Raw genomic sequence first — 13,392 nt, 5'->3', positions numbered from 1 at the left:
TTAAAATGCGATTTCTGGGGCTGTAGAGGTGAACCAGAGGTCCGCGATGCCCCGCACAGGTATGATGGCTATACGGAAGGACGCGCTTGTCAACGCCACGATTGCCGAGATCGGGCGGGCCGGGTCGCTTGATGTGACGGTCGGGCAGATCGCGAAATCGGCGGGGGTGTCGAGTGCGCTGGCGCATCATTACTTCGGCTCGAAGGATGATCTGCTGCTGGCCGCGATGCGCCGGGTTCTGGCGCAGTTCGGGGCGGAAACGCGCGCGGCGCTGGCCAATGCGGACACGCCACGCGGGCGGGCCAGTGCGATTGTAGCCGCGAGTTTCGGGGCGTCGAATTTCCGCGAGGACGTGGTGGCGGCGTGGCTGAATTTCTACGTCATGGCGCAGGCGCAGCCCGAAGCGGCGCGGCTGTTGCGGGTGTATCAGCGGCGGCTGGTGTCGAACCTGACCCATGCGCTCAGGCCCCTATGCGCAAGGCCGGAAGAGGCCGCGCGCACGGCGGCGGCCTTGATCGACGGGCTGTATATTCATGCGCTCAGCGCACCGGAGACGCCCGATGCACCCGGCGCGATTGCGATGGTCGAGGCGTATCTGGACGGGGTGCTGGCATGAGCAAACCGAATATCCTGATCGTGATGGTCGACCAGTTGAACGGCACGCTATTTCCCGACGGCCCTGCCCCGTGGCTGCATGCGCCAAACTTGGCCGCGCTGGCCGAGCGGTCGACGCGGTTCGCCAATGCCTACACGGCCTCGCCGCTTTGTGCGCCGGGGCGGGCGAGTTTCATGTCGGGCCTCCTGCCCTCGCGCACCGGGGTTTATGACAACGCGGCGGAATTTCCGTCGAGCCTGCCGACCTATGCGCACCACCTTCGCCGCGCGGGGTATTACACAGCGCTGGCGGGCAAAATGCATTTCGTAGGGCCCGATCAGCTGCACGGGTTCGAAGAGCGCCTGACCACCGACATCTACCCCGCCGATTTCGGCTGGACGCCAGATTACCGCAAACCCGGCGAGCGGATCGAATGGTGGTACCACAACATGGGCTCGGTGACGGGCGCGGGCGTGGCCGAGATCACCAATCAAATGGAATACGACGACGCGGTCGCGTTTGAGGCGGAGCAGAAGCTCTATGACCTGTCGCGGGGCCATGACGCCCGGCCCTGGTGCCTGACGGTGAGTTTCACACACCCCCATGACCCCTATGTGGCACGGCAAAGGTTTTGGGATCTGTATGAGGGGTGTGAGTACCTTTCGCCCGATGTGGCCGACTTGGGATATGAGGCGCAAGACCCTCATTCGAAACGGATTTTCGATGCCAACGACTGGCGATCTTTTGACATTACTCCACAGGATATCAACAGGGCGCGCCGGGCGTATTTCGCCAATATCTCCTACCTCGACGAAAAGATCGGCGGGATCCTCGACGTGTTGGAGCGCACCCGTCAGGACGCGGTGGTGATCTTCGTGTCGGACCACGGCGACATGCTGGGCGAGCGCGGATTGTGGTTCAAGATGACGTTCTACGAAGGTTCCGCTCGGGTGCCTTTGATGATCGCCGCGCCGGGGATGGAGCCGGGATTGGTCGAGGCGCCGGTATCGACCATCGACCTCTGCCCGACCCTGTGTGACCTGGCCGGCGTGGACATGTCCGAGGTCGTGCCGTGGACAGAGGGCGAAAGCCTGACACCGTTGGGGCGCGGCGGCACGCGGATCAGCCCGGTGGCCATGGAATACGCGGCGGAGGCCTCCCATTCGCCGCTGATCGCACTGCGTGAAGGGCGTTGGAAATACACCAATTGCGCGATTGATCCCGAGCAATTGTTCGATTTGGCGGCCGACCCGAAGGAATTGACAAACCGCGCCGAAGATCCGGCCTGCGCCGAGGTTCTGGAGCGGTTTCGCAGGATGGCGGCGGCGCGCTGGGACCTTGAACGCTTCGATGCGGAGGTCCGCCAAAGCCAGGCGTGCCGCTGGGTCGTCTACGAGGCCCTGCGCAACGGCGCGCATTACCCATGGGATTTCCAGCCGCTGCGCGACGCCTCCAACCGCTATATGCGCAACCATATGGACCTCAATGAAGTTGAGGAAAATCAACGCTTTCCGAGAGGGGAATGATGCAACCTGTCGCTTCGCATTTCGTAAACGGCGCCTATCTGGAAGACGCAGGCGGCGCGCGCATGCCGGTGATTTTCCCGGCAACCGGGGAAGAGATCGCATTGGTGCACGCGGCGACCGACGCGGTGATCGAAGCCGCCCTGAACGCCGCCTTTGAGGCGCAGAAAGACTGGGCCGACTGGATGCCGGTCGAACGTGGCCGCGTGTTGCGCCGCGCCGCCGATCTCATCCGTGCCCGCAACCGTGAGTTGAGCGCGTTGGAGACGCTCGACACCGGCAAACCCTTGCAGGAAACGCTGGTCGCCGATGCGACCTCCGCGGCCGATGCGTTGGAATACTTCGGCGGGCTGGCCGCGACCTTGACCGGCGAACACGTGCCGTTGGGCGGCGATTGGGCCTACACGATGCGGGTGCCATTGGGGGTCTGCGTGGGCATCGGCGCGTGGAATTACCCCACCCAAATCGCCGCATGGAAGGGCGCACCGGCGCTGGCCTGCGGCAACACAATGGTGTTCAAACCGTCTGAACAAACGCCTCTATGTGCTTTGAAAATAGCGGAAATCCTGCTGGAAGCCGGAGCGCCACCGGGCGTGTTCAACGTGGTGCAAGGGGCCGGCGCGGTCGGCGAGACGTTGGTCGAGGATCCGCGCACCGCGAAAGTGTCGCTCACCGGCTCGGCACCGACGGGCAAGAAGGTCTACGCCTCGGCGGCGGCGCAGATGAAGCATGCAACGATGGAATTGGGCGGCAAGTCGCCCCTGATCATTTTCGACGATGCGGATGTCGACTCGGCGGTCTCCGCGGCGATCAACGCGAATTTCTACGCCTCCGGGCAGGTCTGCTCGAACGGGACGCGCGTGTTTGTGCAGAGCGGGATCAGGGACGTTTTCCTGGAGCGATTGGCGGCACGAACGGCCAATGCGACGATCGGAGATCCGCGCGATGAGGCCACGAATTTTGGCCCGATGGTCAGTGAAGATCAACTCTCAATCGTTTGTTCCTACATCGAGAAAGGCGTGTCCGAGGGTGCGCGCTTGATCTGCGGCGGCAACCGGATCGAGCGGCCCGGATACTTCATCGAACCCACGATTTTCGCCGATGTGACCGACGACATGACCATCGCGCGCGAAGAGATTTTCGGGCCGGTGATGGCGGTTCTGGACTTCGCGACCGAGGCCGAAGTCATCGCACGTGCCAATGACACCGATCTTGGCCTGTCGGGGGCGGTTTTCACCGCCGATCTGACCCGCGGACACCGCGTGGTGCACGCGATTGACGCCGGAAGTGTCTGGATCAACCAGTATAATCTGACGCCTGTGGAAGTGCCGTTTGGCGGCATGAAAGGCTCGGGCGTGGGGCGGGAAAACGCGAAGGCCGCGATCGAGCATTACAGCCAGATCAAGACCGTCTATGTCGGCATGTCCCCGGTGGAGGCGGCGTTTTGATGGTTAACACCATGGAAGCCGACTACGTGATTGTTGGCGCCGGATCAGCCGGTTGCGCGATGGCCTTCAGGTTAACGGAGGCTGGGCAATCGGTTCTGGTGGTCGAACATGGCGGGTCGGATTGGGGGCCCTTCATCAACATGCCGGCGGCACTCTCCTATCCAATGTCGATGCGGCGCTACGATTGGGGTTACGCGACCGATCCCGAGCCGCATATGAACGGCCGCCGCATGGCGGTGCCGCGCGGCAAGGTGATCGGGGGGTCATCATCGATCAACGGAATGATCTACGTACGCGGCCATGCGCGCGACTTCGACACATGGGCCGAGATGGGCGCGGACGGGTGGTCCTATGCGGATGTCCTGCCTTATTTCAAACGGGCCGAAACCTGGCACGGCGAGGCGGGCGATCCGGCCTATCGCGGCCATGCCGGACCCATGCATATCACCCGTGGGCCACGCAAAAATCCCTTGTTTCAAGCCTTTATCGCATCCGGCGCGGCAGCGGGCTATGGCGTCACCGAGGATTACAATGGCCACCGGCAAGAGGGTTTCGGCGCGTTTGAGATGAGCATTTGGCAAGGCAAACGCTGGTCCGCGGCGTCCGCCTATCTCAAGCCTGCGTTGCTGCGGCCGAATTGCGACCTGGTACACGGATTGGTCGAGAAAATCGTGATCCAAGAGGGGCGCGCGACCGGAGTGCGGCTGGCAAGCGGGCAGGTCCTGCGTGCGCGGGCCGAAGTGGTGCTGGCTGCCGGTGCGATCAATTCGCCGAAAATTTTAATGATGAGTGGAATTGGCCCTGCCAAGCATCTGGCGGAAAACGGAATTTCCGTGGTCACGGATCGATCTGGCGTGGGGCAAAACCTGCAAGACCACCTCGAGCTCTATGTGCAATACGCCGCCTCCAGGCCCGTCTCGATTGCGCCCTATTGGTCGCTTGGGGGAAAGGCTTTGGTGGGGGCGCAATGGTTGCTGACGAAGTCGGGCCTTGGGGCGAGCAACAATTTCGAGGCCTGTGGCTTCGTCCGGTCGAAGAACGGCGTCGAATACCCTGATATTCAATATCATTTCCTTCCAATTGCAATTCGCTACGATGGCAGAAAGCCGCCCGGTGGACATGGGTTTCAGGCGCATGTCGGGCCGATGCGCTCACCGTCCCGCGGCGAAATTCGCCTGCGCAGCGCCGATCCGACCGACGCGCCGCACATCCGCTTCAACTACATGTCCACCGATCAGGATTGGCGTGATTTCCGCCGCGCGATCCGTTTGACGCGTGAAATATTCCAGACCGATCCCATCGCGGGCTTTGTCGATCACGAGATCTCGCCGGGCGAAGCTGCCCAGTCGGATGAGGCGCTGGACGCGGTGATCCGCGCGCATGCGGAATCGGCCTACCACCCGTGCGGAACGGCGCGGATGGGGCGGGTCGATGATCCCGGTGCGGTGGTCGATCCGCAAAACCGAGTGATTGGTGTCGATGGGCTGCGTCTTGCCGACAGTTCGGTTTTCCCTTTGATTCCAAACGGAAACCTGAATGCGCCCTCGATCATGGTGGGCGAAAAAGCCGCCGATCACATCCTTGGCCGTGCCCTTCCCGCAGAAAACCTGGCACCCTGGGTCGCACCAGATTGGCGGAATGCGCAACGCGAAAGTGAGGCCGTCCAAAGAGCCGCGGAATAGGGTTAATCGCCGAGCCTGAGCACGCGCCCGAACGGGGCCTCAACCGGAACGCGCCCCGGCACGGCCCAGATCACCGGAAAGCGTGGCGCATCAGGAGGCGGCGCGTCGAGGTCGGTCAACAGTACCAGCACGGACGGATCCAACCCACGGGCTGTGGCAAAAACGGGTGCGAAATCGGTGCCTCCACCGTTGCGCAGCTCAAGGCCGGCAAGCGGTGGTCGGAGCCCATCAATTCGGCGCGTCTCGAACACCTCTTCGTCGAAGGCCAGCAAATGAACCTCGGCCCCACTGCGGCGTTTAACCCCTTGTATTTCATTGAAAAACAGAGACTGCACCAAGGGGTCAATAGAGCTCGAGGTATCCAACGCGACGACCACTCTGGACCGCGTGCCGTCACGGGCGCGGCCCGGCTCGAAGACCGGCTCGGGCCTTGCCCGCGCCTGCGCGTCGGCGGCCATGGCCACCCAGCGCCCGGCGGGGCGGCGATGCGACACGCGCGGCGCATCTGACAGCGCCTTGGCCAGCAGACCGCGCAATTCAACCTCCCAGGGAACGGTCGGGGGTGCCAGATCGGCCAGAATGGCGCCCAAACGTCCGATCCCCGTGCCAGCCTTGCGCCCCGCCTCAAGCGCACGCAGCATCTGCCCACGCCAATCCGCGGCCGTTTGCGGCGTGCCCTCATTGTCGGGCTCGCCCAGTTCAAGATCCTGCACAAAGCCCCGCGCGGCCCCAAAATCTCGCGCCTTTTCAGCGCGTTGTGGATCGGCGTGTAGTAGCATGGCTAGCCTGTCCGCATCCCAATCCGACAAGGCCGCTACGGCCGAGGGGGACGGCTCGCCGATCTCGGACAGCAGATCGGTCACCAGAACGGCCGGGCGTGGCAGGGCGTGACCGGCGAGTTGCAAGGTCTCGTTGATGATCGCGTCGGCGGCCAAATCGAACAGGCCGCCGTCAAATCGAGTGCCAAGACGCTCCGCCAATGCGGCCTTGCGATCCGAATGCTGCAACGCCACATGCAAGACGTGATGAGCCACGAGGCCGACCTGCTCCGCCAACCCAAGGCTCGCGAAGGTAGGTCCGTAAGATATGGATGCACCTTGCGTTTTTGTGGCGCCAGCCCCATCGCGATGGCGACACCAAAGGGCCAGGACCGCAAGCGCCGGATCCACTTCACCCAAATGCGCAAGGGCCCGGGATGCGCGGTGCTCACGGCTCATGGCAGGCCTGCGGCGGCGCGGTCTTTCTGATAGCTCGCGAAGGCCTCGGACCCGACGAAGGCCGCCTGCCAACCCTGCTCCATCGCGCGCCCGATCAGCAATTCGAAGCCGAAGGTCGACAGTTCGGACACCGGCAGGCCAGCACGGTCGATGCTGCGCAGATCGGACATGATTTCGATGGCGGCGGGCATGGTGCGCGCGTCAACTGCGCCGACCAATCCGTAGAGAAGCGCAGTGATACCGTGCAGCGTGTCGGGGTACAGCTCGGCGCGGTCCTCCCGTGCGGTCGCGAGCATCTTATCCACATGCACGCAGGCCGCCAACTCTTCGGCCAGCAACAAAAAATCAGCACCAGCAGCTTCGCCGACCGTGCCCGAAATCATCACCTGACAAGTGGCGCGCGGCAGGGTCTGGTGCATGATATCGCTGACCCGCTGCCACGAGCGTGGCGTGCAGGCAATGGCGTCGCCGCGGCGAAGCGCGGCCTCGGTCGTCTCGAACAGATCGGGGCGGGTCTTGAGAAAAGCGGCGACGCTCGGGTGCACGCCGGCCCGCGCGGCGTAATTGCGCAGCCAATCGTCAACATCGGCTTGCACGACCATGTGAACCAGCCGGTCCGACAGGGCGGTGCCCATTTCATAGGCGACGGCCCCGTCTTCGACCATGTTGCCAGCGGCCACGATCAGCACGTTTTGCGGCAAGACATGACGCCCGACGCGGCGCTCTTGCAGAAGGCCGTAGACGGTGGGCTGAAGCGATGGCGCGGCAGCGGTCAATTCGTCGAGAAACAAGACCGCGGGGCGGTCGCCATCGGGTAAATCCTCGGGCCGATACCAGATTGTCTTGCCCGCCTCATGGTCATAAAACGGCAGGCCGCGCAGGTCCTGTGGTTCGATCGTGGTCAGGCGCAGATCATGCAATTCGGCGTCAATTTCGGCGGCCAATTGGGCTACAATCTCGGATTTCCCGACGCCGGGGCGGCCATGCAACATCCACGACGCGGTCATTCCACCCGCCTGCTGCGCGGCCCAGGCGGCGCGCAGAACCTCCAGGGCGCCGCCCGCCGAAATCCGTGTCGCATTGATTGCCATCCGTTCAGGCCTCCGCCGCTTGCGCATCCATCCACGCGGCCAGGCGCGCATGCGCCGATACGCCGGTGGCTTCAATGGCAACATCTTGAATATGCTGTTCTTTTCGCAGTTGAGCCCGATGCAGATCTCGTTCACTCAGCTCCGCATCAAACAGCTCGGACAGGATCTCACGATCCGCCTTTTCGAGAGGCACAACATGCGTTGAGGGGGTCGCGGATTGCACCGAAACGAAGGTCAGCGGCGGCACGCGGGCCAGTTCGGATTGCTCAGCCACGAGGCGCAATTCCCCCTCCGCAAGGCCCCGCCGCGCGGCGATCCGGCGCAACACCCCCTTGGCGCGGAAGGCGAAGGCGTCGAGAATGCGGTCGGCCTCGGCATCGTCCATGAGGCGCGCGCGCGCAGCGTCGGACAGGCGCAGGACCTTCAATTCGATCACTCCGATCACGAGGATCATCGCCAACGGTGCCTGCGTGATCGGCAGCGCCAGCTCGCGCGACACAAGGATTGGTATCAAGAACGGCACCAATGCCACCATGTAGCGCAGGAATTGCATTTCAACCAACAGCCGCGCCCAAGTGCCCAGGCTCGCGCCGCGTGGCAGGATTTGCACCCTGCCGATGATCTTCTTGGGCAGCGACCGCGTTTCAAGCGCGCCTGCGTTGGTGATTGTTTCCGGGCTGAGGATGATCATTTTCCGCGCACGGCCCCCGCAAGTGTTGCTGTTTGGACAGGAGTATAGCGTGCCGCGCCGCCGCGCCAATCGCAGTGACTGGCCATCGCGGGGTGGGTCGGCCTATATCGGGGCGACTTAACAAGGAACCGCGCCATGACCCCGCTTGCGAACCCCCTGACATTCTTCAAGGCCTACGACATCCGTGGCCGCCTGGACGAGGACCTGACCGAAGACAATGTCACCCGCGTGGGCCGCGCATTTGCAGAGGTTTTGGACACCAAGCGGGTGGTCGTCGGTCGCGACGTGCGCCCGTCGTCAGAGGGCTTGGCCCACGCCGCGATCGACGGGCTGCGCGCCGCGGGGGTCGAGGTGCTGGATCTGGGGCTCTGCGGGACCGAAGAGGTCTATTTCGCGGTGTCGCACCTATCTGCGGACGGCGGGATTTGCGTCACAGCGTCCCATAACCCGATGGAATACAACGGAATTAAAATGGTCAAAGCCGGATCCGCGCCGCTGGACGGCGCCGTCGACATGGCGCAGATCAAGGCGTTGGCTGAAAGCGGCGATTTCGCACCGGAGCGCGAGGGCGGGCGCGTCGTCGATGCGTCCGACACCCGTGCGGCCTATGTGGAATGCGTGTTGGGCTTCACATCGACTGCGGACCACAAGCCGTTGAAAATTCTGGTGAATGCCGGAAACGGAGCGGCCGGGCCGACCTTCGACGCGATGGCGGACGCACTGGCGGCGAAGGGCTCGCCATGGGATTTCACACGCATGCATCACGCCCCGGACGGCAGCTTCCCAAACGGCATCCCGAACCCGATGCTCCCCGAGAATCAGCCCCCGACGGCGGAAAAACTGCGCGAGATCGGTGCGGATCTTGCCGTTGCCTGGGACGGTGACTTCGATCGCTGCTTCTTCTTCGACGCCGAGGGCAACTTCATTCCGGGCGAATATGTGGTGGGACTTCTGGCCGAGGTCTTCTTGGCAAAGGAGCCCGGCGCAGGCATCGTCCATGACCCGCGCGTGGTTTGGAGCACACAACATATAGTGGAAGAGGCAGGCGGAGATGCCATCCTTTCGAAATGTGGGCATTCCTATATCAAGCAGATCATGCGGGATAAACAGGCGGTCTATGGTGGCGAGATGTCCGCACACCACTATTTCCGCGACTTTGTCTTCTGCGACAGCGGCATGATCCCCTGGCTCTTGGTGTGCGAATTGCTGGGGCGGCGCGGACAGGGGCTCAAGGAACTGGTCGCTGAACGGATGGCCGCATTCCCGTCGTCGGGCGAGATCAACTTCAAGGTGTCCGACGCCGCGGCGGTGATGGCGCGGGTCGAGGCCGAATACGCCCCCCATGCCATTGCGCGCGATGACACCGATGGGCTCAGCCTGAGTTTTGAACACTGGCGCCTGAACCTGCGCGCGTCGAATACGGAGCCGCTTCTGAGGCTGAATGTCGAGACGCGCGGCAGTGTCGCGCTTGTCGATGAGATGGTTGGGCGGCTGAGCAAACTTATCGAAGCCTAGCTGGGGATCAATGTCGCAAATCACAAAGTTTTGCTGCACATGAGGCATCTTCAAACCGATTTTGCGTTCTAAATTGTATACTATTTGAAAATCACCCTCTCGGCGATTGTCACTTATCCACAGGTTTATCCATAAGCCATCCCTCCGACAGGCCGCATTCGCTTGCCAAGCCTCGCGCGGGCCCGCATCTTCCGACCCATGGCAAGCACATCGGCCTTTGCGATCCGCGGCGCGGAGATCCTTGACGGGACGGGGCGTCACCGCAGCGATATCCTGGTGCGCGATGGTCGCATTGCCGCCATTGCCCCTGAGCTTGATCCGACGCTTCCCACCCACGCCGCCGACGGCCTGATCGCCACACCGGGCGGCGTCGATCCCCATGCGCATATCGAACAACGCTCGGGCATGGGGCTTTGGAACGCCGACACGTTCGAGACGGCAACACGTTCCGCCGCGATGGGCGGCACAACAAGCGTCATCTCTTTCGCGGCACAGGGAAAAGGCGAGCGTCTACAAGATGTTGTCGCGGATTACACGCAGCGCGCCCGGCGCGGAGCGATGATCGACTTTGCCTTTCACCTCACTCTGTCCGACCCGGACGCCCCACATTTCGAGGATGATCTGCGCGCGCTCATTACGGCGGGTCATCGCTCGGTCAAAGTGTTCACGACCTACAACATCGCGCTGAACGACGACCAAATCGCGCGGATCCTTTCGATCGCGGGTGGCGCCGGCGCGCTGACCTGCGTGCATGCAGAAGACGATCAAATCCTGCAAGACGCCCGCAATGCTCTGCTTTCCAAGGGAAAAACACGCCCCAAACACCACGCGCGCGCGCGCCCGCGCGCTGCGGAATCCGAAGCCGTGGCGCGGATCTGCGCGATGGCGGAACGGTTGCGCGCGCCCGTCATGATCTTCCACGTGACCTGCGTCGAGGCGCTGGACGCCGTGCGCGCCGCCCGTAGTCGCGGTGCGCCCATCTTTGCGGAAACCTGCACACATTACCTGTTTCAGACCGCCGAAGTTCTGGATAAGCCGGGCGTTGAAGGGGCGAAATGGATGTGTTCCCCACCGCAGCGCGACGCCGCCGATCAGACCGCACTTTGGGAGGCGTTGCACGATGGGAACCTGGACCTGATCTCCTCTGACCATGCGCCCTATCGCTTTGATGCCACAGGAAAACTCAGCGCCGGGCCAAACCCGCTCTTCCCTGACATTGCTAATGGTCAGCCCGGCCTTGAGCTGCGTCAGCCGCTGGTGTTTGACGCCTTGTTGCGGCATGACACGATGTCGGAAACGGCATTTCCGCGCCTGACCGCCAGCCGCGCTGCCGAAATCTATGGCCTGCCCGGCAAAGGTCAGCTTGCCGTCGGCGCGGATGCGGATATCGTGCTGTGGGATCCGACGCGTGGCCACACCTACGGCGCCGATGACCTGCATGACAATGTGGGCTACAATCCACATGAAGGCCGCAGCGTAAGCATTTGGCCAGTAGACGTTTTCCTGCGTGGCGACCGGATTGTGTCCGACGGCGCGCTGACCACCGAACCCGGCCGAGGCCGATGGATCAACCGGAGCCCGACATGACCGAAACGACGCCCCAACGCCCTGCGGCCCCGAACGAATTGGCGATCACGTTCCTGTACTACAAGGACCTCGCCCGGGCAGAGGCGTTTTATCGCGATGTCATGGGCTTCCCGCTGGTGATCGACCAACAGGGCCTGGCCAAGATCATGCGGGTTTGCGACGATGCGCATATCGGGTTGGTGGATGAGGCACATGGGATGCACAAATGGGCCGAAACGCGGCCTGTGCAATTCTGCATCCGAGTCCCCGATGTGGATGAGTGGTATGCGTATATCGCGAGCCAAGGCGTTGAAAACCTGAGCGAAATGTTCGTGAATGACGCGATCGGGATCCGCGCCTTCGTATTCGACGATCCCGAGGGCTATCAGGTCGAAATCCAGACTGCGACGCGCGAGGGCGCGTGACGTGGCCGACAAACGATACCTCTATGTCATCAACCCGAACGCGTCGGAAAACGTGACGCTTGGCATAGAAGAGGCCGTGCGCCCGCTGCAGGAGTTCGGGCGGCGGATCATCTGCATGGGCAATGCGCAGGGTCCGCAGGGCATCGAAAGTCAGGCACAGGCGGATCGGACCATCTTGCAGACCTTGAAATTGGCCGCGCGAGTCGAGGAATCCGCCGCCGGTTTCGTCATCGCCTGCTTTGGCGATCCGGGTCTGCATGCGCTGCGCGATCAGACGTCGAAGCCGGTGCTCGGCATCCAGGAAAGTGCGGTTCTGACGGCGATGACGCTTGGCCAACGCTTTGGGATCATTGCGATATTGCCGGGCTCGATCCCCCGCCACCTGCGCAGCCTCGGCGCGATGGGTGTGCTGGACCGGCTGGCCGGTGACCGGGCCATCGGCCTGCATGTGGACGACCTCAGCGATGCGGGCAAAACGCTGAACCGGATGATCGAGGTGGGTCGCGTGCTGCGCGATGAGGATGGTGCGGACGTGTTGATCATGGGCTGCGCCGGGATGGCGCGGTTTCGCATGCCCTTGGAAAAGGCGCTCAGCATGCCCGTTGTCGAACCCTGCCAGGCCGCCGTGGCCATGGCCCTGCCCCGTATCGCTTTGAAACAATTCCACAAAGTCGGAGAGACCTGATGCTTGATGCAACCGCCGCCGGTGTCTTCACCATCGCCGCCACACCGTTCCGTCCGGACGGGTCGCTCGACCTCGACAGCATCGATACGATGGTCGATTTCTATGCCGAACGTGGCGCGACGGGCCTGACGATCCTGGGCATCATGGGCGAAGCCGGAGAGCTGAGCGGTAACGAATCCGAGGCCGTGATCGCCCGCGTGATCGCCCGCACCGACCTGCCGGTGGTCGTCGGCGTCTCCGCCCCGCAGATGGAGGCCGTGATCCGCACCAGCGAGACCGCGATGGCCCATGGCGCGGCGGGCGTGATGGTCGCGCCGCAAGGCACCTTGGTCGGTGACGACGCCATCACCGCCTATTTTCAGGCGGTTTCTCAAAGGCTTGGCGATATTCCCTGGGTCTTGCAGGATTTCCCGCTGGTCACGAAAATCCACATTCCCACCCCCGTCCTGCGCGCAATTTTCGACACCTGCGGCAATTGCGTGATGCTCAAACACGAAGATTGGCCCGGCCTGGAAAAGATTACCGACCTGCGGCAGGCCGAGGCCGAGGGCGCGCGCCGGGTCTCGATCCTGTGCGGCAATGGCGGGCAATTCCTGCTGGAAGAAATGCTGCGCGGGGTCGACGGGGCGATGACCGGTTTCGCCTATCCCGAGATGATGCGCGATGTGGTAAGCCTTTGTAACAGCGGCGAAATCGACCGCGCGCGCGACCTGTTCGACGCCTATCTGCCGCTGGTCCGCTACGAATGTCAGCCGGGCCTGGGCCTCGCGGCACGCAAGTACATCCTCGCCAAACGCGGCGCGATTGCCCACCCGACGGCGCGCAAGGCCGGCGCCACCCTCACGCCCGCGGCAATGGCCGAGATCGACACGCTCATCGCCAGACAGGAAGCGCGGCTTTCCGCACTCTGACGCACCGCCGCGCATACACCCCCTTCCGGGCCGGGCAGCTTTG

At 63.1% G+C, this 13,392-nt stretch carries 12 protein-coding genes; 9 read left to right on the top strand and 3 right to left on the bottom strand.

The window, feature by feature from the left end; all coding sequences use genetic code 11:
• The first annotated feature begins 46 nt into the window (after positions 1-46).
• Genes betI through betA form a run of 4 tightly spaced genes read left to right on the top strand, consistent with a single transcriptional unit; the run spans position 47 to position 5,248 of the window.
• Positions 47-616 carry a choline-binding transcriptional repressor BetI gene (gene betI / locus V8J83_RS00650; protein WP_339982331.1) on the top strand — a complete coding sequence of 190 codons (570 nt, stop codon included), beginning with the start codon at positions 47-49 and terminating at the stop codon, positions 614-616.
• Positions 613-2,121, top strand: a complete 1,509-nt coding sequence (betC, locus tag V8J83_RS00645; protein ID WP_339982329.1) for a choline-sulfatase — start codon at positions 613-615, stop codon at positions 2,119-2,121. Before betI ends, betC begins: the two co-directional genes overlap by 4 nt.
• A complete protein-coding gene (betB, locus tag V8J83_RS00640) occupies positions 2,121-3,566 on the top strand; it encodes a betaine-aldehyde dehydrogenase (protein ID WP_339982326.1) in 1,446 nt (481 codons plus the stop codon). Before betC ends, betB begins: the two co-directional genes overlap by 1 nt.
• Positions 3,567-3,577: 11 nt before the next feature.
• Positions 3,578-5,248, top strand: coding sequence for a choline dehydrogenase (betA, locus tag V8J83_RS00635; RefSeq protein ID WP_339985922.1), 1,671 nt, complete (start codon positions 3,578-3,580; stop codon positions 5,246-5,248).
• Between the two features lie 2 nt (positions 5,249-5,250).
• On the opposite strand, the gene V8J83_RS00630 is transcribed toward betA, so the two are convergent.
• From V8J83_RS00630 to V8J83_RS00620, 3 genes are read right to left on the bottom strand one after another with little or no spacing between them, the layout of a single operon-like run.
• Positions 5,251-6,465, bottom strand: a complete 1,215-nt coding sequence (locus V8J83_RS00630) for a vWA domain-containing protein (protein WP_339982323.1) — start codon at positions 6,463-6,465, stop codon at positions 5,251-5,253.
• Entirely contained in the window at positions 6,462-7,556 is a 1,095-nt protein-coding gene (locus V8J83_RS00625) for an AAA family ATPase (protein WP_339982321.1), read from the bottom strand. Before V8J83_RS00625 ends, V8J83_RS00630 begins: the two co-directional genes overlap by 4 nt.
• A 4-nt stretch (positions 7,557-7,560) precedes the next feature.
• The gene (locus V8J83_RS00620) at positions 7,561-8,247 is read right to left on the bottom strand and encodes a hypothetical protein (RefSeq protein WP_339982319.1); all 687 of its coding nucleotides are present in this window, start codon (positions 8,245-8,247) and stop codon (positions 7,561-7,563) included.
• Between the two features lie 135 nt (positions 8,248-8,382).
• Between V8J83_RS00620 and V8J83_RS00615 the strand changes: the two genes are divergently transcribed.
• The 5 genes from V8J83_RS00615 to V8J83_RS00595 all read left to right on the top strand — a co-directional run bounded on the left by V8J83_RS00615 (position 8,383) and on the right by V8J83_RS00595 (position 13,349).
• Positions 8,383-9,762 carry a phosphohexomutase domain-containing protein gene (locus tag V8J83_RS00615; RefSeq protein ID WP_339982317.1) on the top strand — a complete coding sequence of 460 codons (1,380 nt, stop codon included), beginning with the start codon at positions 8,383-8,385 and terminating at the stop codon, positions 9,760-9,762.
• Between the two features lie 198 nt (positions 9,763-9,960).
• Positions 9,961-11,349, top strand: coding sequence for a dihydropyrimidinase (gene hydA / locus V8J83_RS00610; protein ID WP_339982314.1), 1,389 nt, complete (start codon positions 9,961-9,963; stop codon positions 11,347-11,349).
• Positions 11,346-11,753, top strand: coding sequence for a VOC family protein (locus V8J83_RS00605; protein WP_339982311.1), 408 nt, complete (start codon positions 11,346-11,348; stop codon positions 11,751-11,753). The genes hydA and V8J83_RS00605 overlap by 4 nt, the downstream gene beginning before the upstream one ends.
• A 1-nt stretch (position 11,754) precedes the next feature.
• Positions 11,755-12,438 carry an aspartate/glutamate racemase family protein gene (locus tag V8J83_RS00600; protein WP_339982308.1) on the top strand — a complete coding sequence of 228 codons (684 nt, stop codon included), beginning with the start codon at positions 11,755-11,757 and terminating at the stop codon, positions 12,436-12,438.
• Complete coding sequence (locus V8J83_RS00595; RefSeq protein WP_339982305.1) at positions 12,438-13,349, top strand: dihydrodipicolinate synthase family protein; 912 nt, start codon at positions 12,438-12,440, stop codon at positions 13,347-13,349. Before V8J83_RS00600 ends, V8J83_RS00595 begins: the two co-directional genes overlap by 1 nt.
• The last annotated feature ends 43 nt before the right edge of the window (positions 13,350-13,392 follow it).

It is taken from the genome of Gymnodinialimonas ulvae, from assembly GCF_037543845.1.
Classification (GTDB): domain Bacteria; phylum Pseudomonadota; class Alphaproteobacteria; order Rhodobacterales; family Rhodobacteraceae; genus Gymnodinialimonas; species Gymnodinialimonas ulvae.
This window is presented reverse-complemented; position numbering and strand designations above follow the sequence as displayed.

Coding starts and splice junctions, on each gene's coding strand:
- betC (WP_339982329.1), top strand. CDS start 613: ATGAGCAAACCGAATATCCTGATCGTGATGGTCGACCAGTTGAACGGC.
- V8J83_RS00630 (WP_339982323.1), bottom strand. CDS start 6,465: ATGAGCCGTGAGCACCGCGCATCCCGGGCCCTTGCGCATTTGGGTGAA.
- betA (WP_339985922.1), top strand. CDS start 3,578: ATGGAAGCCGACTACGTGATTGTTGGCGCCGGATCAGCCGGTTGCGCG.
- betB (WP_339982326.1), top strand. CDS start 2,121: ATGCAACCTGTCGCTTCGCATTTCGTAAACGGCGCCTATCTGGAAGAC.
- V8J83_RS00605 (WP_339982311.1), top strand. CDS start 11,346: ATGACCGAAACGACGCCCCAACGCCCTGCGGCCCCGAACGAATTGGCG.
- V8J83_RS00615 (WP_339982317.1), top strand. CDS start 8,383: ATGACCCCGCTTGCGAACCCCCTGACATTCTTCAAGGCCTACGACATC.
- betI (WP_339982331.1), top strand. CDS start 47: ATGCCCCGCACAGGTATGATGGCTATACGGAAGGACGCGCTTGTCAAC.
- hydA (WP_339982314.1), top strand. CDS start 9,961: ATGGCAAGCACATCGGCCTTTGCGATCCGCGGCGCGGAGATCCTTGAC.
- V8J83_RS00620 (WP_339982319.1), bottom strand. CDS start 8,247: ATGATCATCCTCAGCCCGGAAACAATCACCAACGCAGGCGCGCTTGAA.
- V8J83_RS00625 (WP_339982321.1), bottom strand. CDS start 7,556: ATGGCAATCAATGCGACACGGATTTCGGCGGGCGGCGCCCTGGAGGTT.
- V8J83_RS00595 (WP_339982305.1), top strand. CDS start 12,438: ATGCTTGATGCAACCGCCGCCGGTGTCTTCACCATCGCCGCCACACCG.